We start from the raw sequence: 24,327 nt of genomic DNA on the forward strand, positions 1-24,327 counted from the left end.
AAATCCACTCAATTCCGGCTCATACTGCGCGATACAGGCTGGTGGATCAATGATTTAACCTTAGAAACACGTGGATAGGCCGCATATGCTTGCACAGCGCGGCGAGGCGGCGCTATACCATGCTCCAAACGAACTCCAAGGGTGGAACGATCAATATGCATGACACGGTAATTCTGGTCGGTTGCGGCAATATGGGCTTCGCCATGCTCAAGGGCTGGCTCGATAGCGGCATCCTCAAGGCGAAGGACGTTTACGTCGTGGAGCCGACGGAAGCGCTTCGCGATCGCGCTGCTGGCGCTGGCGTCCATGCCTTTGCCGATGCTGACGCCCTGCCCGGCGATCTGAAGCCGCGCATGGTTCTCGTGGCCGTCAAGCCGCAGGTCATGGCACAGGTTCTGCCTGCCTATAAGCGTTTTGCATCCGCTGCCACTTTCGTCAGCGTCGCAGCAGGCATTCCGGTCGCGCTTTTTGAAAGCCAACTCGGTCAGGACGCAGCCGTGCTGCGCTGCATGCCCAACACGCCCGCCGCCATCGGCAAGGGAATGCTCGTTACCTACAAGAACGCCAATGTAAGCGATGAAGACGAAGCTTTTATCGCGCGCCTGCTTGAAACATCCGGCAAGGTCGCAAGCGTGAACGATGAAGCGCTGATGGATGCCGTGACTGCCGTTTCAGGTTCCGGCCCGGCCTATGTGTTCCACTTCATCGAGGCGCTGACTGAGGCCGGTGTGACGGCTGGCCTGCCGCGTGAAACGGCGGCACTGCTTGCCATGCAAACGGTGATGGGCGCTGGCGCTCTGGCAGATGCCAGCACCGACACGCCGTCAAAACTGCGCGAACAGGTGACAAGCCCGAACGGCACCACGGCGGCGGCGCTTGAGGTTTTGATGGGCGGCGACCGCCTCAAGACGCTGGTTGCGGAAGCCGTGGAAGCTGCCCGCAAGCGTTCGGTGGAACTGGGCAAGGCTTAAACAAACAGACGCGGCACCGCTTCGATCAGCGCCTGTGTGACAGGCGCTTGCGGTGCCGTTATCAATTCCTGCGTGGGGCGGCATTCGACAATCCGCCCGCGCTCCATCACCGCGATGCGATCCGCCATCTGTGCCGCAACCGCCAGATCGTGCGTGATGAAGAGATAGGCCGTCCGCTCGGTTTTCTGTAGGTCCCGCAACAGGTTGAGAATGGCGCTGCGCACAGTGACATCGAGCGCCGAAACCGCCTCGTCCAGCACGACCAGCGACGGCTTGGTTGCAAGCGCGCGTGCAATCGCCACACGCTGGCGCTGCCCGCCGGAAATCTCATGAACGCCGCGCCGCGCCAGCGCCGGATCGAGCCCGACCGTTTGCAGAAGGCTAGCAATATCGCGCTTCAGCCCGTGAATGCGCAGCGGCTCGCGCAAAAGATCATGAACGCTCGCACGCGGATTGAAGGCTGAAAGCGGGTCCTGAAACACCATTTGCATGCGCGCCCGTGCCTTGCGAAGTTCGGCACCGTTGAGCGCCAGCCAGTCGCTGCCTTCAAAGCGGATTGCGCCGCTTTCAAGCGGGTGAAGCCGCAAAACCGCGCGCGCCAGCGTGGACTTGCCGCTGCCTGACGGCCCCACCAGCGCCAGCGTTTCGCCGCGCTCAATCGCGAGGCTGACGCCATTGAGCGCGGGGGTGTCGCCATAGCGCAGGATGAGATCGTCAGCTTTCAAAAGCGGCTCAGCCATGGGCCGCCTCCAGCACCGGCACAGCGGCAATGAGCGCTTTTGTATAATCCGTTTGCGGGTTGGAGACGATATTTCGTGCCGGGCCGAGTTCCACCAGCTTTCCCCGACGGAAAACAGCAATGCGGTCGGCCAGTCCCGATGCCAAAGCGATGTCATGGGTGATGAAGATCAGCGTCATGCCGTCTTCGCGCACCAATTCGCGCAGGAGCGAGACAATCTCCTTCTGGACAATCGTATCGAGCGCGCTTGTCGGCTCGTCCGCGATCAGCAGGCGCGGACTGGCGGCAATGGCGAGCGCAATCGCGATGCGTTGCTTCTGCCCGCCGGAAAACTGATGCGGATAGCGTGCGAAGCTGGCCTCCGGCTGCGGAATATGGACACGCTGCAAAAGGCTTATTGCTTTGGTTTTCGCCGCCAGCCTGTCGATGTTCGCATGGGCGCGAATAGTCTCGACAAGCTGCGCGCCGACCGTCATCAGCGGATCGAAGCTCGATGCCGGGTCCTGAAACACGAAGCCTATGTCGCGCCCCGGTCTCGGCTTGCCATCCGCCCAGTGGAAGTTGCCCGACAGGCGTGCATTGCCCGGCAGGAGCGAGGCCAAGGCCAGCGCCAGCGTGCTTTTGCCCGAGCCGCTTTCACCAATGATCGCCAGCGTTTCGCCCTTCCCTATATCGAGATCGATATTCTCCAGCGCGGGTTCGCTGCCGTAGGATACGGAGAGTTTTTCAAGGCGGACAAGGCTGCTCATGACTGCACCTCGCGCCGCGACAGACTATTCGTCAGCCCTTCGCCCGTCAGATAGACGCCAACGACAGTCAATGCCAGCGCCAGCCCCGGCAGGATGGAAAGCCATGGCGCGGACCGCAGGACCGCGCGCCCTTCGGCGATCATGCCGCCCCAGCTCACGCGGTTGAGATCGCTGAGGCCCAGAAAGGACAAGGCCGCTTCGATCAAAATGGCTGAAGCGACGATGACAGGCGCCAGCGCCAGCACCGGCGGCAGGGCATTGGGTAAAATCTGGCGAAAAGCGATTTCCATGGGATGCATGCCGATGACGCGGGCTGACGCCACATAGTCGCTTTCGCGGATGGAAAGCACCTGCCCGCGTGTGAGGCGCGCCGCCTGCGTCCAGCTTGAAAGGGCGATTGCGGCGATCAGCACCGGCAGCGACGGCCCGGCAATGCTGACCAGAGCCAGCGCCAGCAGGAAACCCGGAACGGTCTGGAAGGCTTCGGTGATACGCATCAGCACTTCATCGACGATACCGCCCGCAAAACCGGCCAGCGTTCCGACGATGCTGCCGAGAATGATCGAAGCCAGGGCCGCAGCCAGCCCGACGAGAAGCGAGGTGCGCGCACCATAGAAAATCCCGGACAAGACATCGCGTCCAAGCCGGTCTGTTCCGAAAATAAAGTCGGTATTTTCAAAAGGTTGTACCAGCGGCGTCGAGACAATGCTTAACGGATCGCCGGGAAAGAGTAGAGGCGCGATAAGTGCCGCGAGCACAAGCAGGGCCAGCAGGATTGCGCCCGTTATACCTTCACCCGTTCTAAAATAACGTTTCGAGTGACTCACGCCCTGCCGCCTCCGGTCGCGATACGCGGGTCGAGCCAGAGATAGATCAGGTCGATCAGGAAATTGACCACGATCACCATGATAGCGCTGGCCAGAATAACACCGAGCAGAAGCGGCGTGTCGCGGCTTGCGACGGCCTCCTGCGCCAGCCGTCCCAGCCCCGGCACCGCGAAGACGCTTTCGATCACCACGCTGCCGCCGAGCATGGATGCGGCCTGCAAGCCAAGCACGGTCACAAGCGGCAGAAATGCATTGCGCGCCACATGGCGCAGGACAATGCGCGAATGCGAAATACCCCTTGCCCGCAAGGCCCGCACGAAATCCATGCGCCATATATCGGCCATGGCGGCGCGCATCACCCGCAGGTAAAGCGCCAGATAGATGACCGCCAGCGAAACGACCGGCAGCACCAGATGAACGGCAATGTCGCCTGCCCGCGCCAGCCCGTGCTTGCCGGAGGCGATTGTTTCAATGCCGCTCGACGGCAGCCAGCGCAGCCGGATCGAAAACAGGATGACCAGCACGAGCGCCAGCCAGAAACCGGGGATCGCATAAAGGACCAGCGATGCCACGGAAAGGAACCGGTCGCGAAAGCTTCCGGGTCTGGCACCGGCAACGATACCGAGGAGAGACCCCACGGCAAAAGACAAGGCTGTCGCCGCGCCCATCAGAAGCAGCGTGTTGGGCAGACGTTCCAGTATAATATCAAGAATGGGCCGGTTGAAACTGACGGACCAGCCGAGATTACCCTGCGCAAGCGCGGCCAGATAGGCCCCGAGCCGATGCCAGACCGACTGATCCAGCCCCCAGCGCGCCCGCATTTCCGCAATCGTCGCCGCATCGCCGCCGAATGTCACGGCATAGGCGTCGACGGCATCGCCCGGCGCGCTTTCCAACATGAAAAAGCAGCCGACAATGACAATCAGCAGCACGATAATGCTGCCGGCCAGTCGTTTGCGGAAAAGGGCCAGAATCTGTTTCACAATGGCAGGATACAATCAATCCGGGAGGTTCGTCACTGTTCCAGCCAGGTATCCGCCCAATTGGAAACAGCCCAGCGCGGATTGTTGGAAACATTCTTCACCCGGTCGCTGGCAACCGTGATGAAACCCCATTCCGCGACATTGATGAGCGGCAAATCCGCCTCCACCATCTGCTGGAACTGATGATAGAGCGCCGTGCGCTTTTTCTCATCGATCTCACGCGCCGCTTTGGCGATCAGCGCGTCCAGTTCCCCATTGGCATAGCCGCCCTGATTGGAGAACGGCACGCCTGCGGGGATGCCGCTTTCCACCAGAATTGTGGTCGATATGGCCGGATCGCCGCGATAAACCGTGGGCGCGATGGCCAGATCGAAATCATGGTCGGTATAAACCGCCTTCTGATGCGCAGCGGAATCATTGTTGACGATGCGCGCATCGATGCCGATGGCGGCAAGCGCCTGCCGCAGATAATCGCCGAACTGCTTGGTTTCGTTGAAATAAGGCGCAGGAAGAAGCCTGAGCGTGAAGCGCGTGCCGTCCTTGCCTCGCTTGTAACCGGCCTCGTCCAGCAGCGCATTCGCCTTTGCGACGTCGAACGGATAGGACGGCACGTCATCGGTATAGAACTGGCTGTCATAGCGCGGCACGGGACCGGTCGAGGACTTGGCATAGCCAAGGAAAATCGTCTTCACCACAAAATCGCGGTCGATGGCGTGCGCGATTGCCTGCCTGACCTTCAGGTCCGCCAGCTCCTTGCGGCGATGGTTGATCTCCACCACCAGCTGATAGGTCAGCGCCTCATAGCCCTTGGAGATGACGGTAAGGCCCGGAACTTTCGAGATGCGGTCCAGATCGGCAAGCGGCACGGCGGAAAAGGCGGCGAGGTCGATCTCTTCCGCCTCCAGCGCACCCGCCGCTGCCGCCCGATCCGGCAGTACACGATAGATGATCTCGTCCAGATGGGGCTCGCCTTCGCCCCAATAATCGTCGTTGCGCGCCAGCCGGTAATATTCGCCGGTCTTGTGCTCGGCATATTTGAACGGGCCTGTGCCAACGAGCTTTTCATTGGCCGGATTGGCCATGATGTCGGTGCCTGCAAAAACGTGTTTCGGCAGCACCGCGGTCAGCGCCGGCAGGGCATTGCGAACAAGCTGGAAAGGCGTTGGCTCGGAGAAATGGAAGATAGCCGTGAGATCATCCGGCGTTTCCACCTTGTCCAGCGCCTTGAACACGACACGGCCAAGATTTTGCAGCGGTTTCCAGACTTCCATCGCCGAAAAGGCCACATCCGCCGATGTGAATGGCTTGCCGTCATGCCATTTGACGCCATCGCGTAAGTGGAACGTCGCCGTCAGCCCGTCAGCGGAACCCTCCCAGCCTGTGGCAAGCCGCGGAGCGAGACCGTTTTCGCCCTCGAAGGACGCTTCCGCCAGAGGCTCGATCACCTTGCTTGCGACGAAGAAGACGCCGTTGGATGCCACGATAGCCGGATTGAGATTGCGCGGCTCTGAATCCGCGGCCACGACCAGCCGCCCGCCTTTCTGCGCATGACTTGCCGCCTTCGACCCTCGCGGCCAGACGGCAACAGCAGCCAAAGCGGTCGATCCCGCCAGAAAAGCCCTGCGCGACAGAACCAGTTGCGCCATATCCCGTGCCTCGCGATCTCATGTCGGTTAGTTCGCATTTCTATATCAGTCACCTTCAAATGACAGGATCAAAATCTGTTACGGTGACAATAAATGCCGAAAAACACTTCGCTTTCCGGCATTTGTAACCGTCAAGTAAAAATAATATTTCAAAGATTGGCTAGCTTGCCTTTGCAGTAATTCAACCTATGCGTTTGAATTATTTTTCCGTTAAAATCTGAATTAAAGAAAATCGCCTCTTGTCAAACGGGGTTCCCTCCGTAGATCATGGTTAATTATGTGTTGTCGTACTTCGTGAACTTCCCTTTCGCACGGCACACATAGACCGCTGAAGAGCAATTCATGACTCTTGTTTGAAGTGCATTTTACCGCGCGTCCTGTTCCGAACACCGTTTCACACATTTCGGGATGCGTTCCAAAATTGAACCATATTGGAAGAGAGGAAACAGAAATGTCGAGTTTGCTGCCCCCGCTTCATGACGGTCACGCACCGATCTATCTGCATCATGCATTTCAGGATGCAGTCGATGCCTATGAGAATTGGACACTCGAAACGACCGAGCCGTCCGTTCAGGTCAACGGCAAGGTGACACGGATCAGCGTCGTTTTCCGCCGCCTGTGGAACTGCACCGATATGGTGCCGCGCCACACGCTGGAAGCGCTGAAAGATATCGTTCCGACCGGTATCATTCATGCCGAACACTGGAAGGAAACGCCTACATTCGCAGAAGCTGCGCGCATCATGCGTGCGGCCTTGGAAAGGCGCAAGGCACGACTGCTCCCCGTCGTGTGCTGATTTTCCCGAACAAATAGAAACGGGCGGATTTTCCGCCCGTTTTGCATGTCCGGAAGCAGGAATGTTGTTCTAGACAGCAGGATCGAGCTTGCGGAAGCGCACGCGGGCGCTGCGCTCGATGGCGGCAACGGTCAGTTCATCCAGCGTCCAGCGGTCACGCAGCATCTGGAGGAATTCAAGCTCTTCCTGCTCCACATGCAGATCAGCGGCAGCCACCTCGACGGCCAGCGCATAGGCCGTGTCATAGAGGCGCTCCGGCAATGCGTCATGCGCGAGATCGAGGATTTTTTCCAGCCCGTCCTCATCCGCCAGAAGCGCATAGCAGTCGCTGGCGAGTTTCGGCAGGCGCTCCTTGTCAAAACCGTGAAAGACCGGCAGGCGGGAAACGACATTGCCAATGGACGACAGTTCGGCATCGGTCATTGTCGTGTCTGCCGCAGAAGTTGTGATCATGATGTAGACGAGCGCATCCTGCGGCGTGATCTTTTTCATCGGGCTACTCCTGTACAGCATGATCGGAATCATCATTTCATTGGAATTGACGGGAAAATTAGGAAGCCTCACGCGGTTACGCAAGGAAATTCGGCGCTGACCGTTGACGGCACGGGGTTGCCGCGCCATAGAGCAGGGGCGCGCATTTCGCGCATCGTTTTCAAAGAATAAAGCCCTTCACAGGATATCAGGATCAAATCATGACTTCGCACCGCCTTCCCGAAATCACGCTGACCCCGGAACTGACCGCGGCGGCTGCGGAAGCGAAAGCATGGCCCTTTGAAGAAGCGAAGAAAATCCTCAAGCGCTACGAGAAGACCGGCCTGCCCGAAACGGTGATCTTCGAGACCGGCTATGGCCCGTCCGGCCTGCCGCATATCGGCACGTTTGGCGAAGTGGCGCGCACCTCCATGGTGCGCCATGCGTTCCGCGTCCTGACCGAAGACAAGGTCAAGACACGCCTCATCTGCTTTTCCGACGATCTCGACGGCATGCGCAAGATCCCGGACAATGTGCCGGACAGGGCAGCCCTCGAACCCTATCTGCAAATGCCGCTTTCCGCCGTCCCGAACCCGTTCGGCGGCGATTACAAGAGCTTTGCCGACCATAACAACGCCATGCTGTGCCGGTTCCTCGACACTTTCGGCTTCGACTACGAATTTGCGAGTGCCACCGACTATTACAAGTCGGGCAAGTTCGATGCCGTGCTGCTCAAGGCCGTCGAGCGCTATGACGACATCATGAAAGTAATGCTGCCGACATTGGGCGAAGAGCGCCAGGCGACCTACAGCCCGTTCCTGCCGATTTCGCCCAAGTCCGGCCGCGTGCTTTACGTGCCGATGAAGCGCGTGGATGCCAAGGCTGGCACAATCACCTTTGACGATGAGGACGGCGTTGAGACCACCCTGTCCGTCACGGGCGGCAATGTGAAGCTGCAATGGAAGCCGGATTTCGGCATGCGCTGGGCGGCGCTTGGCGTCGATTTCGAAATGTTCGGCAAGGATCATCAGACCAATGCGGGCGTTTATGACCGCATCTGCGAAATCCTCGGCGGGCGCGCGCCCGAACATTTCGTCTATGAACTGTTCCTAGACCAGCTTGGCCAGAAGATTTCCAAGTCCAAGGGCAACGGCATTTCCATCGACGAATGGCTGGCCTATGCGCCGACCGAAAGCCTTGCGCTTTACAATTTCCAGAAGCCGAAGACCGCCAAGCGGCTCTATTTCGATGTCATCCCGAAGGCAGTGGACGAATATTTCAGCTATCTTTCGGCCTTTGAGCGTCAGGAATGGAAGGATCGGCTGAACAATCCGGTCTGGCACATTCATTACGGCAATCCGCCGAAGGTGAACCTGCCGGTCACTTTTGCGCTGATGCTCAATCTGGTCAGTGCATCGAATGCCGAAAATCCCTCTGTACTGTGGGGCTTCATCTCGCGGCACGTGCCGGGCGTCACGCCGGAAAACAATCCCGAACTCGACGCGCTCGTCGGCTATGCGATCCGTTACTTCAACGATTTCGTGAAGCCGACCAAGCAGTTCCGCGCACCGGACGATGTGGAACGCGGCGCACTCGAAGCGCTGGATGCGAAGCTTGCAACCCTGCCTTCTGGCACCGATGGCAATGACATCCAGAACGCTATTCTCGATGTCGCCCGCGCCATCGAGCGCTATCAGGACCACAGCAAGAAGAGCCCGGAAGGTGGCCCCGGCGTTTCGGTTTCCTTCTTCCAGATGCTCTATGAAGTGCTGATCGGTCAGGAGCGCGGACCACGTTTCGGCTCATTCGTCGCGCTTTACGGCATCGATGAAACCCGCGCACTGATCAAAAAGGCGCTGGCTGGCGAACTGGCGTAAGGCACGCTCTGCCCCTGAGCAATGAAATTAAAAATAAGGGCGGCTTCGAGCCGCCCTTATTGTCTTGCACAGCCTCACCGACGCGCAGAGCGAAGCGTCGCATCATCCCTGAGCCTGTCGAAGGACGAGGGTCCAGAAAGCTCAAGCCCGACCTTTCGACACGGTAGGATAAGGCTCGGTTGCCGCCTGAGCGGGACAATGGTTTGACTTGGAGCATTTCCTGTTTTGCTTAAATCATTGGAAATGCGCAAGTTCGTCTCGTTCTATTGTGCGGGTGGCGCGGGTGGAAAACCGTCCAGCGGCTGCGGGGACGGCGAAGACGGCTGCGGTTCCGGTTCCGGGGCCAGCGGCGAAGGATTATCCATCATATCGCTGCTGCCGGGTTCCGGATTGGGCAGAGACGTATCAGGCTTGTCGCCGAAAATCCCAAGGCGTGCTTCCACGGCCTTGCGGCCTGCCTCCTCATAGGCGCTGCCGGGGACAGCCTTTGCCCAGCCATTGGTGACCAGCCACGCGGCGGCATCTTCATTGCCAAGCGTGCATTCGGTCGCGACCGCCGCACCGCTGTCATTTTCGGGCAGGCGGCACATGATAGCGCGGGAACGCAGCCACTGCCGGAAGGCAGTGCGCGCCTGCATGCCGCACGGCCAGCTTTCGCCGGAAGCGGTCTGGCAGGTTTGTTCAACGGGCACGATTTCAATGCCTTGCAACTCGATCGTGCGGCCCTGGCTTTCCAGTCGACCTGCGGCCACGGCGACAGGACGCTGCAAAAGCTGCATCTGCTCGCCCGCATCGACAGGCGTGGCCGGTGCCGGTGGCTCCGGCGGTTTGGGTGTGGAAGCAAGGCCGAGATCGCTCAGCGGCGGGCGCGGCGCTTCGCGTTCCATATCTCCATCATCAGCCTGATCGTTTGGTTGGCCCGGCTTCGACGCCTGACTATCGGTGGGACCAGTCTGCCCCTGTTGCGATGGCGTTCCCTCCGGCGTATTGCCGGTTTCAGGCGAGGTTCCCGGCTCGTTATAGTCGAACTGTTCGACGACGATGCCGTTGCCTGTACCGGACTTCGTCTGTGCGTCACCGGAATCGATGACGACAACCGGACGGTCCAGCGCGCCATAGAACGGCGCCACGAAGGCCGCGACCAGAACCGTGCCTGTCAGTCCCGCCAGTCCGCCGAAAACGGCGCGCGCATGGCTTCTGTCCTGCGATTGCGCCATTACTGGCTCGCCCACAAAATGCGGGCGACCCATTCGATATCCCTCGACTCGAAAATGCGGTTCGGATGTTCGGGATTGAGCGAATGAAGCTCAATTGTTCGCGGTGTCTGGCGGTGCAGGATCTTGGCCATCACTTCTCCGTCCTTCGTTCGCACCACCACCCGATCGCCCCGGCGAATGGCGGCATTGGGTGCAACGATCAGCGTATCGCCATCGCGGTAAAGGGGCAACATGGAGTCGCCCGAAACCTCCAGCGCATACACGCCTTCTCCCGTGCTGGCGGGAAATTCCACGATGTCCCAGCCCTGCCCTGCCGGAAAACCGGCATCGTCGAAATAGCCGCCCGCCCCCGCTTCGGCCATGCCAAGCAGCGGGATCGACTGCATGTCCTGCGTATAGTCTCCGAATTGCGGCGTGCGGTTTTCACCCTGAATGAGCCGTGTGAATTCATCGAAGGTCGAACCGGTTGCCTCCATCACCTTGGCGAGTGATTCCGTCGAAGGCCAGCGCGCGCGTCCATCGGCGGCATAGCGTTTGGATTTGTTGAAGGTCGTGGGGTCCAGCCCCGCACGGCGCGCCAAGCCGGACGCGCTGAGGGAATGGCGTTCGGCCAAAGCATCAATGGCCGCCCACACGCTCTCGTGAGAAAACATAGTCATGATCCGCCACGCAGGTTCCGACATATCTTCCTGAACAGCCCCGTCAGGAGATATGCTTTAAAGGATTTTAAACCTAATTTTCTGTCCCATCTTCAGCTTCAACCTATCGAAAAAGCGCGAATTGCGCAAGACGGCTGAATTGACAGGGAAAATTTTCTTATTCGCGTGGGGTGCAATTCAGCAGTGCCGGGAAGCGCAAACAAAAGCGCGGCATGAAACATGCCGCGCCCCATGTTCTTGCGAAGAATTGCGCTTAAGCTGCCTTCTTCGTTTCCGTCTTGTACGGGTTGAAGCGCTGATAGAAGCTTTCACCGTTCTCGGCCATGTCGAGCAGAAGCTTCGGCGCCTTGAACTGCTGGCCGTATTTCTTCTGCAATTCCTTGGCGAGCTTGACGAATTTCTTCGCGCCCATGCCGTCGATATAGGAAAGCGTGCCGCCCGTATAAGGCGCGAAACCGAAGGCGAGGATGGAGCCGACATCGGCTTCACGCGGATCGGTGACGATGCCTTCTTCCATCACGCGGGCAGCTTCCAGAGCGATGGTGACGAGGAAGCGCTCTTTAAGCTCCTTCACGTCGATCTTGTCCGGGTTCTGCTGCGGATAGAGGTCTTTCAGGCCCGGCCACAGATGCTTCTTGGCAGGCTTTGCCGGATAGTCGTAGAAGCCCTTGCCGTTCTTGCGGCCCTTGCGGTCGAACTCGTTGACAAGCCTGTCCACCAGTTCCACATGGCGCAGATCGACAGCCTTCTCGCCCAGATCGGCAAGCGTTGCTTTCAGGATTTTCTGCGACAGGTCGATGGCCGTTTCGTCGTTGAGCGCCAGCGGACCGACCGGCATGCCGGCCATGCGGGCGGCATTTTCGATCATCGCGGCAGGAACGCCTTCAACGAGCATATTGTAGGCTTCCGACATATAGCGCAGCACGCAGCGATTGACGTAGAAGCCGCGCGTGTCGTTGACGACAATTGGTGTCTTCTTGATCGCGCGAACGTAATCAAGGGCGACAGCCAGCGCCTTGTCGGAGGTCTTCTTGCCGAGGATCACTTCCACCAGCATCATCTTGTCGACAGGCGAGAAGAAATGAATGCCGATGAAGTTCTTCGGACGCTTCGACACTTTTGCAAGGCCGGTGATCGGCAAGGTCGAGGTGTTGGACGCGAAGATCGCCGAAGACTTCAGAACTTCCTCGGCCTTCTCGGTCGCGACGCGCTTGACTTCGCGGTCCTCGAACACGGCTTCGATCACAAGATCAGCGCCTTCGAGAAGTGCATAATCCGGCGTCGCGGTGATGAGCGACAGGAGCTTTTCCTTATCCGCTTCCGTAGCGCGGCCCTTCTGCATTTCCTTGGCGATGAGGTCTGCCGTATGCGCCTTGCCCTTGTCGGCAGATTCCTGATCGCGGTCGATGAGCACGACCGGAATGCCTGCCTTGGCGGTGACATAGGCGATGCCAGCACCCATGAAGCCCGCGCCGATGACGCCGATCTTCTTGAGCTTGGTCGGCTTTTCATCCGCCGGACGGCGTGCGCCCTTGTTCAGCTCCTGCAGCGACACGAAGAGCGAGCGGATCATCATGCCCGCTTCGGTCGTCTGGAGGATTTCGGTGAAATAGCGCTGCTCAATCTTGAGGCCGGTATCGAAAGGAACCAGAAGGCCCTCATAAACCGATTTCAGGATAGCGAGTGCCGCCGGATAATTGCCGGAGGTTTCGCGGCGCAGGATTGCCGTTGCGGCAGGCCAAAGGTTTGCACCCGCAGCCGAATAGATCGCGCCGCCCGGCAGCTTGAAGCCCTTTTCATCCCACGGCTGCACCGGCTTGAGACCGCCCTTGATGAGCTTCTTTGCGGTTTCGACCAGCTTCTTCGCTGGCGCAACTTCCGTGACCAGACCCATCGCCTTGGCGCGCTGCGCGGTCAGGCTCGAACCCGTCGTCATCATCTGGAGCGCGTCCTGCTGATTGGCAAGGCGCGGAACGCGCTGCGTGCCGCCAGCACCGGGGAACAGGCCGACCTTCACTTCCGGCAGGGCCATCTTCACGCCCGGCGCATCGGATGCCACGCGGGCATGGCAGGCGAGCGACATTTCAAACGCGCCGCCCATGCAGGTGCCGTTGATGGCCGAAACCCACGGCTTGCCGCAGGTTTCAAGCTTGCGGAACAAGCCGCTCATCTTGCCGACATTTTCAAACAGCGTCTGGACCGCGCCCTGCGGGTCCTTGGCCTTCTGTTTCTGGAATTCCTTGAACATGCCTTCCAGCATGGTCAGGTCCGCACCGCCAGAGAAGCTTTCCTTGCCGGATGTTATAACAACACCCTTGACCTTCTCGTCAGCAGTCGTCGCATCGATGATGGCGTTCAGTTCCTGCATCGCCTCGACGGTGAAGACGTTCATCGACTTTTCCGGCATGTCCCAGGTAACGAGAGCAATGCCGTCAGCGTCGGTTTCAACCTTGAAATTTACATAAGCCATTGTCCAAGCCTCCCCTTTACACGCGCTCGATGATCGTCGCCGTACCCATGCCGGCACCGATGCACAAGGTCACCAGAGCGGTATTGAGATCGCGGCGTTCCAGCTCATCCAGCACCGTACCGAGGATCATCGCACCAGTCGCACCGAGCGGATGGCCCATGGCGATGGCCCCGCCATTGACGTTGATCTTGTCGTGCGGAATATCGAAAGCCTGCATGTAACGCAGCACAACAGCGGCAAAGGCTTCGTTGAGTTCGAACAGGTCGATGTCGGAAATCTTCATCTTGGCCTGCTTCAGCAGCTTTTCCGTCACATCGACCGGGCCGGTCAGCATGAGCGCCGGTTCGGAGCCGATATTCGCGAAAGCGCGAATGCGGGCGCGCGGCTTGATGTCGAATGCCTTGCCCGCCTTCTTGGAGCCGACCAGCACACCGGCAGCGCCATCGACGATGCCCGACGAATTGCCGGCATGGTGGACGTGGTTGACCGTTTCGATTTCCGGATGGGCCTGAATGCCGACGGCATTGAAGCCGCCCATTTCGCCCGGCATCACAAAGGACGGATTGAGCTGGCCCAGCGCCTGCATGTCGGTTGACGGGCGCATATGTTCGTCATGATCGAGAATGGTCAGGCCGTTCTGGTCCTTGATCGGAATGACCGAGTTCTTGAAGTAGCCCTTTTCCCATGACTTGGCGGCGCGCTTCTGGCTTTCGACAGCATAGGCATCGACGTCATCGCGGCTGAAACCATATTTGGTGGCGATCAGGTCGGCGGAAACGCCCTGCGGCATGAAATAGCCCGGAAAACCGACCGAAGGGTCCATATACCAGGCGCCGCCCGACATGCCCATGCCAACGCGCGACATGCTTTCCACGCCGCCAGCAATCACCAGATCGTCGGAACCGAAAGCGACCTTGGCCGCAGCCAGATTGATCGCATCGAGGCCCGAAGCGCAGAAGCGCGAAATCTGCATGCCCGGCGCCTTGAAGTCGTAACCGGCTTCGAAAGCGGCAGAACGCGGAATGACCGCGCCAGCTTCGCCGACCGGATCGACGCAGCCGAAAATAATGTCGTCTACCTTGGCGGTGTCGATGCCGTTTCGGTCACGCAAGGATTCCAGAACCTTCGCGCCCAGACGAACGGCAGGCACTTCGTGCAGGGACCCGTCTTTCTTGCCGCGCCCGCGCGGCGTGCGCACGTGATCGTAAATATAAGCCTCAGCCATGTTTGCTCCTTCCAGCCAAATTTGGCCCGCCGGTGCCCCCGGCACCGGCTCAAATCAAAAAGCCTCAGAATGTGTCCGCGTTAAGCGCCATCATGCTGTCCGCACCCGACTGGATGCGGGCCAGATGCGCCGCGCTTTCCGGCATGATCCGCTCGAAATAATAGCGCGCGGTGACGAGCTTTGCTTCGAGGAATTGCTTGTTGCCTTCGCCTGCGGCCAGCTTTTCTTCCGCGACCTTGGCCATGCGCGCCCACATATAGCCGAGGGCCACCAGACCGAAGAGATGCATGTAATCGTTGGACGCCGCACCCGCATTGTCGGGCTTGGCCATTGCATTCTGCATCAGCCACATGGTTGCGGCCTGAAGGTCGTTAAGGCCCTTCTTCAGATGCTTGGTGAAGAAGGAGAGCTTTTCGTTCTCGCGGTTGGTTTCGCAGAATTCGCCCACTTCCTTGAAGAAAGCGGTGATGGCGCGTCCGCCGTTCAGCGCCAGCTTGCGGCCAACCAGATCGAGCGCCTGAATGCCGTTCGCACCCTCATAGATCATGGCGATGCGTGCATCGCGCACATACTGGCTCATGCCGTGTTCTTCGATATAGCCGTGGCCACCAAAGACCTGCTGCGCCATAACGGCGTGCTCAAAACCCTTGTCGGTCAGAACACCCTTCAGAACCGGCGTCAGCAGGCCGACCAGGTCGTCTGCGGCCTGACGCTCGGCCTCGTCGCCTGCGCGGTGGGCAATATCGGAATGAAGCGCGATCCAGAGGATAAGCGCACGACCGGCTTCGTTGAAAGCACGGATATTCATGAGATTGCGGCGCACGTCCGGATGGACGATGATCGGATCGGCCTTCTTTTCCGGCTCCTTTGCACCCGACAGCGCACGGCCCTGGATGCGCTCACGCGCATAGATTACGGCATTCTGGTAAGCGGTTTCGGCAATCGAAAGCCCCTGCAAGGCCACACCGAGACGCGCTTCGTTCATCATGGTGAACATGGCGCGCAGGCCCTTGTGGGCTTCGCCGATCAGATAGCCGGTCGCCTCGTCATAATTCATGACGCAGGTGGCATTGCCGTGAATGCCCATCTTTTCTTCGATGGAGCCGCAGGAAACGCCATTGCGGGTGCCCGGATTGCCATTTTCATCCAGAATGAACTTCGGCACGATGAACAGCGAAATGCCCTTCACCCCTTCCGGCGCGCCGTCGATACGGGCCAGCACCAGATGGATGATGTTTTCCGACATGTCGTGCTCGCCGGCCGAGATGAAAATCTTCTGACCGGAAATCTTGTAGCTGCCGTCTTCCTGCGGCGTGGCGCTGGTGCGCAGAAGCCCCAGATCGGTGCCGCAATGCGGCTCAGTCAGGTTCATCGTGCCGGTCCAGGTGCCTTCCACCATCTTCGGCAGATAGGTGTCCTTCTGCTCGTCGGTGCCGTGGGTCAGGATCGCGGCAATCGCGCCCTGCGTCAGGCCCGGATACATGGTCAGCGCCATATTGGCCGAAGACATATACTCGCCGACCGCGGTGTGCAGCAGATAAGGCAGCCCCTGCCCGCCATATTGCTCCGGCACGGCAAGACCGAGCCAACCGCCTTCACGATAGAGATTATAGGCTTCCTTAAAACCCTTCGGCGTGGTGACCGAGCCATCCGGTGAACGCTTGCAGCCTTCGCGATCAGCCGTCTGGTTGACCGGGAACAAGGTGCCTTCCGCAAGCTTCGCGCCTTCCGACAGGATTGCCTCGACGACATCGGGCGACGCGTCGGCAAAGCCCGGCAGGTTGTTATAGCGCTGATAATTCAGAACGTCGTTGAGAACGAAATTCGTATCCTCAACTGGCGCGCGATAGCTCGGCATAGAAATCCTCCAATTCACCACCTGAGCCGTTCCGCGATGATTGGAACGAGCCCGTAACCGCGTTTCATGCCTGCATGTCACATTATAGCGAATTGTTGTGACAGCGCGCATGCTGCAACAAAAACGGATGCATTTCTGCGAAAAACAGCCCTTTTTGCCACTTTTTTGGCCGACCCTGTCACGGATTTCGCGCGGACCCGACCAATTCGGAGCCGAAGCTAACCTACTTTGACGTTTCCGTAAACGTCAAAAATTACACAAGTTCGTGCGGGATGGGAAAATTGTATGTCGAGGCCTGTTCAGTGCTGATAGTGGACCGGAGGAAAGTATGCTAAGCGCCTGCCAGTCAACAACAGGAGTATTGCGGTGAGTGAACTAACCGTAGCGGAAGCGACAGACCGGATCTATGAATCGCTTCGGGCCGATAATCTTGATCTGGACTTGCATATCGCAGCGCTGAAAGCCGCCCTGGAGCGCGCGGGTTCCAAGGAAGCCATATTTGACCCGGCCAAACTGGTGCAGAACAATCGCTCCGGCAGAAAGCTCATGCAGGCCTATTTCCGCCAGCGCGGTGTTGCGGTCAAGTTCGCAGCTTCGTAAACGCGCTTCAGGCCGCGGAAACGAGCTCAAATTGCGCGAAAGGCGGCAGGATCGCCGCCTTTCTTCCAGCCGTTCAAGGCTCATTTGACCCAGACAACGCGGCGCGTCCGCGTATCGATCAGGGCCGGGCGATCTTCCACATAAACATAGGAATATGCCGGCTGGTCGGGCACAGCCACCAGTGGAACGTCCTCGGGGATTACCGTGCCCTCAGCGATCTCCCCTTCGATAACCACCGGATCGACGGGGTTGGCTTCGATGTAGGTCACCACTTCATTAGGCACCAGCGGCCCGGCATTCGGACCCTCGGTATAATAGACGACCTGACGGTTCTGCATGGACACGATCACCGGTTCGCCATTGACATAGATGTAGCCGAAATCCGGATTGTCGGGAATCGGGTGAACCGCGATTGTGTCAGGCAGAACATAACCGTCGCGGATTTCGCCCTCGATGACGACTGGCTCCGACGGATTTGCGATGACATAATCACGTGCTGCTTGCGGCACTTCGACAAGTACCCGATCTTGCGCCAGCGCAATGCCCGAGCTGGCAAGAAACACGGCTGCGGTCAGAACAAGAGCCTTTTTCATTTTCAGCCTCACTTTCGCTTCAGAGCGAATTTTGACCCGATCTGGACCAGATCGGCGCTCTGTCGGTTCGTTTCGACGCACATGCGAAAAATCGCTTTCCAGATGCGCATCGGTCGCAAGGCTGAAATAACTGGTCTGGCGCGTGCAGGTTCCCGCCGGGCGGCACACTTCATGCGACAGGCTGAAACAATAGGACCTCCGCGATCGCCCGCGCGAGGCTTCGAGGCGTGTCACGAAATCAGATTGGTGCTCGCGCCATCCGCGCCAGAACTGCCCGCAGTTCCTCGACGGAACGGTCTATCTCGTTCTTCTTCCGCTCAAGCTCGTTGAGCTTTTCCTGAAAACGCCGGCGCAGGCTCTCGGTCTCGGCGGGATCGGTAATGCCGTTTTCCCATACGCTGATCAATTGCCCCATCTCGCCCAGCGTGAAGCCGATGCGGCGTCCGAACAAGATCAGGCGCAATCTTGTATGGTCGTTGAAATCATAAAGCCGCGTTACGCCCGCGCGGCGCGGATTGAGCAATCCCTTGTCTTCATAAAAGCGCAAGGCCCGCAACGTCAGGTCGAATTCCTCGGCAAGATCACCGATCCGGTATAGCTGACCGCCTGTCTGGTTCTCCCTCCGCGCGTTACCACCTGCACCGGTCAGCAGATCCGCGATCGCCATATCTGCCTGCTCCGGCGCGTTAGACCGTTTACTCATGTTCTATCCTGTTTCCGCCCCGGAAACGCCCGGTCACCGCACCCGTGCGCGATGGAACCACTGTTGATGACAGCGCAAATTGACATTGCTGTCAGTGGCTCAGCTTCGATTTACATTCGCCGCCGCAATCCCCTCGCCTACAATGCCTGATTGATCCGCCTCATGCCGGCTTGCGTCCGGCACCCAATTTCGGTCCGCTCAACCGCGGGACGCTGTTCAGCGCCCACGAAAGCACTCACTTAGCCGCCTATATTAACGAGTTGTTTACCACGTTTGTACAAATGTAGGCAGAGCAAATTCTTGCCAGTTGCGTTGGCGAAATTTGCCCCGGCGGTCTCTATCATTGGAAAAAGTGAATTTCTCATGGCAAACCCAGATCTGGCGTCAGGTTCACGATCCATCATCGACGAATTGAACGCCCGCCGTGAGCGCCGGGCGCCTTCGACAGCGATGGAAGAACTCAATCGCACCTTGGCAAGCCTTGAAAAGCGCCTGAAGGATCTGGAACAGGATGACGCTCCAGATCTGCGCAACGTCCTGCGGTCGGAACGCCAGCCCGCGCGCCATCAGGACGAAACCGTAACGGGCCTTGCCGAAATCGCCGAAAACCTGCGCCGCATGCGCGAAAGCCATGAAGAGCCGCTGCCTTATGCATCGAATGTCGAGGTCAGCCGCGCCAGCCGCGAAATGACCCGCCTCCAGCGCGCCGCAAGCGAAGAAGGGTTCTCGCAACGAGTAAGCGACGACTTTGAACGCATCAGCGACAGCGTGCGCCATCTCGCAGACCGCAGCAGCGAGGCCAATGCGCAGGCGCTCCGCCGCCAGCTCGATGAGCTCAACCGCACAGTCCAGAGTCTCGCCCGCGAGGAGACCCTGCATCGCCTCAACAATCGCTGGGACCGCTTCGACGCCCGTTTCGAGGCATTCGAGCAACGCCATAACGCTGTCGATCCCGCGCTGGACGCCATCGGCTCGCGGCTTGAACAGGTGCGTGACGCAATCGGCACCTTGCCGCAGTCGAACCGGCTCAGCGCAATCGAAGACCGCATCGGCCAGTTGGCAAACTCCATTGAGGAATCGCTGAGCCCGCAACATGCGGCAGCGCTCGAACAGGACCGCCTGCAACAGATCGACGAGCGGCTGGACGAAATCAGCCGCGCCATCATCGCGACGAGCCGCGCACAGCGCCCCGATCAGGACGGCGCGCGCCGGCTGGAGCGGATTGAAGGCCGCCTGGCGGAACTGGCGGAACAACTCGCCATGTCGGCAACGCAGCAGAACTCCGACGCGCTCTATCGCAAGCTCGCCGAACTGTCTTCGCGTATCGACGGGCTTTCGAGCGGTTCGGCACTGCCGGACGGCGTCGTTGACCAGCTGGCGCACCAGATCAACCTGCTCGCCAATCAGGTTGGCAAGGTGATGGAAAATCTCAGCCAGTCTGACTATCACGCCGTTGAAGCGCGTCTTGAAGCCATCGGCCAGAAGCTCGAAGCAGCCGAGCGCCGGTCGCTGGAGCCACATCCTTCCGTTCTGGACAAGATCGACCGCCGCTTTGCGGAACTGACAGAGCGTCTCGATGCGCAATATGCCACACAGCATGTCGACCCCAGCGCGCTGCATACGCTGGAAGGCCGTATTGACGATCTTTCGCAGCAGATTTCACTGGGTCTCCTTCAGGCGCCCGCTTATGACGGGCCGGGGCTGGACGCCAAGGCGATCCGCAGCCTTGAGGACCAGATTGCCAATATCGCCCAACATCTTGCGCAACCGGTTGCCGAGATCGCGGAACTGAAGCCGCGCCTCGAATCCATCGAGCGCTCCATCGCCTCCAATCGCGAAACCGTGCTTGATGCCGCGCGTGAGGCAGCAGAAAGCGCGGTTGCGCGCGTTCTGCAACACGGATCGCACAATGATGGCGCGATTGCCCGCCAACTGGCCGAGGACATGAAATCGCTCGAGGCCCTGGCGCGCAATTCCGACGAGCGCAACGGCAAGACATTCGAGACCGTCCATGACACGCTGGTAAAGATTGTCGACCGTCTGGCCAGGCTTGAGCAGGATGTCGCCGGACGATCGGACAGCGAAAAGCACACCTTCGCCAGTTCTGGTCCGCAACGCCCGCTAGCGCCGCGGTCGCCGGCCGCAGCGGCTGCGGAAGCGGCTTTCGCAACGGTCCAGAGCGAAGCCGGTCCCGTTGATCCGCGCGCGGGCGAAGCAGCTGAAAAATCATCGCTTTTCGGCGGTTTCGCAAAGGCGCTGCGCGGTCGCCGCGCCGACAAGCCCGCCGGAAAGGGCAGTGAAACGCTCGAAGCCAGCGCTTTCGATGCGACGCTCGACGCCCCTGCCTTCGACAGCGAGCTGGCTTCCGTGGAAGCGATCACCCGTAAAGAACCGGAGCTGGAACGGACCCTGTCCCCTCGCCCGGAGGGCGAAGGCATGCCGGACCTCAATTCGATCATGAAGCGGGTGCGTGAAGAACGCCGCCAGCGCGAAGACGCCGCGGGTGCCGCACTTGCCGCCAACGGCAAGGTGGATTTCATAACCGCCGCCCGGCGCGCCGCCCAGCTTGCCGCCGCCGAATCCGAGCAGCTTCAGAAGGGTGCGGCAAAGCGCACGAACAAAAAGAAATCTTCCGTCGGCGACATCATCCAGCGCCAGCGCAAGCCTATCCTGATGGCGATCGGCGCGGTGATGATTGCCATGGCCGGCCTGCAGATCGGCTCGGCTTTTCTCAACCGCGACGAGCCCGTTGAAACGGCAATCGATACCGCGCCAACGCAGCTCGACACCGCTGCGGCCGACATAGCGCCCGCGCCTGCGGACGAAATTGCCGCCAAGATCACCTCCAACGCCACGCCCACGCCAGAGCAATCCGCTGAAACTGCGCCTGCGGCGACAGCCCCGATCTCGGAACCGCGCGCGGAAAAAGCTGCGCAGGCAGAGAATCAACAGGCCGCGGTGGAAATCCCCGCGCAGGCCGAACAGCCCGGCGCAGCAACCAGCGAAGCGACCGCCAATCCTGTGGAAACCGTGGAAACGGCTCCGGCTGAACCTGCCGCCCAATCTGAGACCCCCATTCCGCCCGTTCCGGAAGAAGCCGGTCCGGCAGCGCTTCGCGAAGCCGCCGCCAAGGGCGACGCGCGCGCGCTCTTTGAAATCGGCAACCGTTACATGGAAGGCCGCGGCGTTGCCGCCGACTTTGCCAAGGCGGCAAAATGGTACGAGATTTCGGCGGGTCAGGGTTTTGCCCCGGCGCAATATCGCCTCGGCAACTTCAACGAAAAGGGCCTTGGCATGTCCCGCGATCTGGACAAGGCCAAGACCTGGTATCAGCTCTCAGCCCAGCAGGGCAATGCAAGCGCGATGCACAATCTCGCCGTGCTTTTCGCAACCGGCGCCAATGGCAATCCGGACAATGCGTCAGCCGTGCGCTGGTTCACCGATGCGGCTGAACTCGGCGTAAAGGACAGCCAGTTCAATCTCGGCATTCTTGCCGCCAAGGGACTTGGCATGCCGGTCAATCTGGAAGAAAGCTACAAGTGGTTCTCGCTCGCCGCAAATGCCGGCGACAAGGATGCCGCCGACAAGCGCGACCAGATCGCCAAGGCATTGAAGCCGGAACAGCTTGAACGCGCCAAGGATATGGTGAAGCTGTGGAAGGCAAAGCCGCTCGATCAGGCGACCAATTCCATCGACGTGCCGGATGCATGGACTGAAAACAAACCGGTCACCACCGGCTCGGTGGATATGAAGAAGGCCGTCCGCAACATCCAGCTCATCCTTCAGAAAAACGGCTATGACGTCGGCACAGCCGACGGCGTGATGGGCGGCAAGACCCGCACCGCCATTGCCGCGTTCCAAAAGGCAAACGGACAGAAGCCCACGGGGGACGTCGACCAGAAACTGGTTCAGCTTCTGCTTGAAAAGAACAAGTAACCCGTTGGGCTATACGATTATTTGCAAGGGCAGCAAGGGCTGCCCTTTTTGCTTTTCGACCGCGTTCTTCTGAAAGAAGTGACAGGTTGATCCGACTCGTTGAGGCTTATTATCTACACCCTATCAACGAGGGGATAGACTATGCTCTTGCATGTAAACAACGACATGGAAAACGGTATCATCGCGAAAATCCCTCTCGCGCTCGACAAGGATATCAAAAGTTTCCAGGGGGACGCGATCGACTTTGAAATTTCTTCCGGCGACAAGCAGCTTATTCCCGCCGAGGACATTCACCCCTACAAATCCATTTTCAAGGTACTTTCCGGCAGTTCTGAATTGAAGAACATCTTCATTGCCGTATCGTTCAATGCAAATTTCACCACGCCTGACGGCAAGAAAACCTGCCTGACGCGCTCCAGCCCGATGGAAGACTGGAATGTGATGAATGGCAGCTATTATGCCGAAAGCATGAACTGCTTCGGCTTCAAATCCAGCAGCCGCTTTGCCGGGAATTTCAGCGTCAACCTGACCAATCCCTATCTTTACATCATAAAGAATGGCAGTCTGATCGACAGTAAAATGTCGGACAACATCTCGATCCGCGCCCAGTTTTATCCGTCATCCGGCTATTCGGTCATCACGCCGAAAGAAGATATCAATATCGTCATCAGCAATCGCCAGAACGCAGCCGACTGATTCACTACGCATCGGGACCAGAAATCGCTTAAGTATATCCCATACAATCGGTAGGATTATCTGGATAAAAGCTGTTTTAGATGGTCTTTGGCGTTCTTTTTGTTGTTCTTGAACAACAGTCCTGAATTTTCCTTCCATATACTCTTGCAAGGTAACCTTATCGGCAATCGGCGTTTGACTTCCCGACGGCGACAGAGCAAGACATTACGAGATGTGGCCAGGCTGGAACTCGCGAGCAGACTAAAGCCTAACTACTTGTTTTCATGCATTTCCGCGCGCAGGACGGTTTCATAATGTTGCCGGAGATGTTTTGGTAAGGTGAAACATCTTGCGGAGAAACGCGACCGCAAGCCGCTGTATGTCGTGCGTTGGTGAAAGCCGGGTTGGGAATTGGGTATTTATCTTCCCATTGCGGAATTGTCGGTCAACATGCTGGTTCTCCTCGGCATGGGCGCCGCTGTGGGTTTTCTGTCCGGATTGTTCGGCGTCGGCGGCGGATTTCTCATCACGCCGCTGCTGATCTTTTATAACATTCCGCCTGCCATCGCGGTTGCCACCGGCGCCAATCAGGTCATTGCCTCGTCGGTTTCCGGCGCGCTGGCGCATTTCAAACGCCGCACACTCGACATCAAGCTTGGCCTGTTTCTGGTGGCGGGCGGCATATTGGGCTCCCTCGTCGGTATTTTCGTGTTCTCATGGCTGCGCGATCTCGGCCAGTTGGACCTGATCGTCTCCATTCTCTATGTTTTCTTTCTCGGCACTGTCGGCGGGTTGATGCTCATCGAAAGCCTGCGAGCGCTTCGCCGCGTGAAGAAGGGTCAGGGCGGAGCCGTGCGGCGCTCGGGCCAGCACACATGGATACACCGGCTGCCCTTCAAGATGCGGTTTCGCGCATCCACCATCTATGTCAGCATCATTCCGGTGCTCGGCATCGGTTTCTTCATCGGCCTTCTTTCCTCGGTCATGGGTGTCGGCGGCGGTTTCATCATGGTGCCCGCACTCATCTATCTGCTGCATGTTCCAACCAATGTGGTTGTCGGAACCTCGCTGTTTCAGATCACCTTCGTCACCGCCGTTACGACCGTGCTGCAGGCGACCACCAACCAATCCATCGATATTGTGCTGGCCTTCCTTTTGATGGTCGGCGGCGTGATCGGCGCGCAATATGGCGCGCGCGCCGGACAGAAACTGCGCGGCGAACAGTTGCGTCTTTTGCTGGCGCTTCTGGTGCTGGCGGTCGGGCTGCGTCTCGCCTTCGGGCTGTTCGTCCGGCCGGACAACCTGTTCTCCATTTCGATTGCGGATATCTGA

Annotated in this window: 20 protein-coding genes; 7 read left to right on the forward strand and 13 right to left on the reverse strand. The window is 59.0% G+C overall.

What is annotated here, in order from left to right; genetic code table 11:
• Positions 1 to 155: 155 nt before the first annotated feature.
• Positions 156 to 971: a pyrroline-5-carboxylate reductase gene (proC, locus tag F9K78_RS03830; protein WP_121982052.1), complete on the forward strand. Its 816-nt coding sequence runs from the start codon at positions 156 to 158 to the stop codon at positions 969 to 971.
• On the opposite strand, the gene F9K78_RS03835 is transcribed toward proC, so the two are convergent.
• The 5 genes from F9K78_RS03835 to F9K78_RS03855 are packed head-to-tail and all read right to left on the reverse strand — an operon-like array spanning position 968 to position 5,915.
• Positions 968 to 1,711, reverse strand: coding sequence for an ABC transporter ATP-binding protein (locus F9K78_RS03835; RefSeq protein ID WP_121982016.1), 744 nt, complete (start codon positions 1,709 to 1,711; stop codon positions 968 to 970). The genes proC and F9K78_RS03835 overlap by 4 nt on opposite strands.
• Positions 1,704 to 2,459 (reverse strand): ABC transporter ATP-binding protein, encoded by a 756-nt coding sequence (locus F9K78_RS03840; RefSeq protein WP_151682049.1) that lies wholly within the window; start codon positions 2,457 to 2,459, stop codon positions 1,704 to 1,706. The genes F9K78_RS03835 and F9K78_RS03840 overlap by 8 nt, the downstream gene beginning before the upstream one ends.
• Entirely contained in the window at positions 2,456 to 3,286 is an 831-nt protein-coding gene (locus F9K78_RS03845; protein ID WP_121985266.1) for an ABC transporter permease, read from the reverse strand. Before F9K78_RS03845 ends, F9K78_RS03840 begins: the two co-directional genes overlap by 4 nt.
• Entirely contained in the window at positions 3,283 to 4,284 is a 1,002-nt protein-coding gene (locus tag F9K78_RS03850; RefSeq protein ID WP_121982019.1) for an ABC transporter permease, read from the reverse strand. Before F9K78_RS03850 ends, F9K78_RS03845 begins: the two co-directional genes overlap by 4 nt.
• A 17-nt stretch (positions 4,285 to 4,301) precedes the next feature.
• Positions 4,302 to 5,915, reverse strand: coding sequence for an ABC transporter substrate-binding protein (locus F9K78_RS03855; protein WP_121982020.1), 1,614 nt, complete (start codon positions 5,913 to 5,915; stop codon positions 4,302 to 4,304).
• Between the two features lie 451 nt (positions 5,916 to 6,366).
• Between F9K78_RS03855 and F9K78_RS03860 the strand changes: the two genes are divergently transcribed.
• A complete protein-coding gene (locus F9K78_RS03860; protein ID WP_121982021.1) occupies positions 6,367 to 6,711 on the forward strand; it encodes a BRA0787 family protein in 345 nt (114 codons plus the stop codon).
• Between the two features lie 69 nt (positions 6,712 to 6,780).
• On the opposite strand, the gene F9K78_RS03865 is transcribed toward F9K78_RS03860, so the two are convergent.
• Positions 6,781 to 7,203, reverse strand: a complete 423-nt coding sequence (locus tag F9K78_RS03865; RefSeq protein WP_121982022.1) for a tellurite resistance TerB family protein — start codon at positions 7,201 to 7,203, stop codon at positions 6,781 to 6,783.
• Positions 7,204 to 7,403: 200 nt separating this feature from the next.
• Between F9K78_RS03865 and F9K78_RS03870 the strand changes: the two genes are divergently transcribed.
• Entirely contained in the window at positions 7,404 to 9,059 is a 1,656-nt protein-coding gene (locus tag F9K78_RS03870) for a lysine--tRNA ligase (protein WP_121982023.1), read from the forward strand.
• Positions 9,060 to 9,322: 263 nt separating this feature from the next.
• Here F9K78_RS03870 and F9K78_RS03875 read toward each other — a convergent pair whose 3' ends face one another.
• The 5 genes from F9K78_RS03875 to F9K78_RS03895 form a co-directional block, all read right to left on the reverse strand.
• Positions 9,323 to 10,276 carry a thermonuclease family protein gene (locus F9K78_RS03875; RefSeq protein ID WP_121982024.1) on the reverse strand — a complete coding sequence of 318 codons (954 nt, stop codon included), beginning with the start codon at positions 10,274 to 10,276 and terminating at the stop codon, positions 9,323 to 9,325.
• On the reverse strand, positions 10,276 to 10,929 hold the full coding sequence (locus tag F9K78_RS03880) for a S24 family peptidase (RefSeq protein WP_121982025.1): 654 nt from the start codon (positions 10,927 to 10,929) through the stop codon (positions 10,276 to 10,278). The genes F9K78_RS03875 and F9K78_RS03880 overlap by 1 nt, the downstream gene beginning before the upstream one ends.
• A 259-nt stretch (positions 10,930 to 11,188) precedes the next feature.
• Entirely contained in the window at positions 11,189 to 13,405 is a 2,217-nt protein-coding gene (locus F9K78_RS03885) for a 3-hydroxyacyl-CoA dehydrogenase NAD-binding domain-containing protein (protein WP_121982026.1), read from the reverse strand.
• A gap of 16 nt (positions 13,406 to 13,421) precedes the next feature.
• Positions 13,422 to 14,630: an acetyl-CoA C-acetyltransferase gene (locus tag F9K78_RS03890; protein ID WP_112587095.1), complete on the reverse strand. Its 1,209-nt coding sequence runs from the start codon at positions 14,628 to 14,630 to the stop codon at positions 13,422 to 13,424.
• A gap of 64 nt (positions 14,631 to 14,694) precedes the next feature.
• Positions 14,695 to 16,488: an acyl-CoA dehydrogenase C-terminal domain-containing protein gene (locus F9K78_RS03895; protein WP_121982027.1), complete on the reverse strand. Its 1,794-nt coding sequence runs from the start codon at positions 16,486 to 16,488 to the stop codon at positions 14,695 to 14,697.
• A gap of 366 nt (positions 16,489 to 16,854) precedes the next feature.
• Between F9K78_RS03895 and F9K78_RS03900 the strand changes: the two genes are divergently transcribed.
• Positions 16,855 to 17,088, forward strand: coding sequence for a hypothetical protein (locus F9K78_RS03900; protein ID WP_121982028.1), 234 nt, complete (start codon positions 16,855 to 16,857; stop codon positions 17,086 to 17,088).
• Between the two features lie 80 nt (positions 17,089 to 17,168).
• On the opposite strand, the gene F9K78_RS03905 is transcribed toward F9K78_RS03900, so the two are convergent.
• Together F9K78_RS03905 and F9K78_RS03910 are read right to left on the reverse strand one after the other, a co-directional pair.
• The gene (locus F9K78_RS03905) at positions 17,169 to 17,681 is read right to left on the reverse strand and encodes a DUF1236 domain-containing protein (protein ID WP_121982053.1); all 513 of its coding nucleotides are present in this window, start codon (positions 17,679 to 17,681) and stop codon (positions 17,169 to 17,171) included.
• Positions 17,682 to 17,919: 238 nt separating this feature from the next.
• A complete protein-coding gene (locus tag F9K78_RS03910) occupies positions 17,920 to 18,384 on the reverse strand; it encodes a MerR family transcriptional regulator (RefSeq protein ID WP_121982029.1) in 465 nt (154 codons plus the stop codon).
• Between the two features lie 363 nt (positions 18,385 to 18,747).
• Here F9K78_RS03910 and F9K78_RS03915 point away from each other — a divergent pair, with 363 nt between their 5' ends.
• The 3 genes from F9K78_RS03915 (at position 18,748) to F9K78_RS03925 (ending at position 24,327) form a co-directional block, all read left to right on the forward strand.
• Positions 18,748 to 22,320 (forward strand): peptidoglycan-binding protein, encoded by a 3,573-nt coding sequence (locus F9K78_RS03915; protein ID WP_121982030.1) that lies wholly within the window; start codon positions 18,748 to 18,750, stop codon positions 22,318 to 22,320.
• Between the two features lie 141 nt (positions 22,321 to 22,461).
• Entirely contained in the window at positions 22,462 to 23,016 is a 555-nt protein-coding gene (locus F9K78_RS03920) for a hypothetical protein (protein ID WP_121982031.1), read from the forward strand.
• Positions 23,017 to 23,445: 429 nt separating this feature from the next.
• Positions 23,446 to 24,327 (forward strand): sulfite exporter TauE/SafE family protein, encoded by an 882-nt coding sequence (locus tag F9K78_RS03925; protein WP_376903682.1) that lies wholly within the window; start codon positions 23,446 to 23,448, stop codon positions 24,325 to 24,327.

Source organism: Brucella pseudintermedia, from assembly GCF_008932435.1.
Lineage (GTDB): Bacteria > Pseudomonadota > Alphaproteobacteria > Rhizobiales > Rhizobiaceae > Brucella > Brucella pseudintermedia.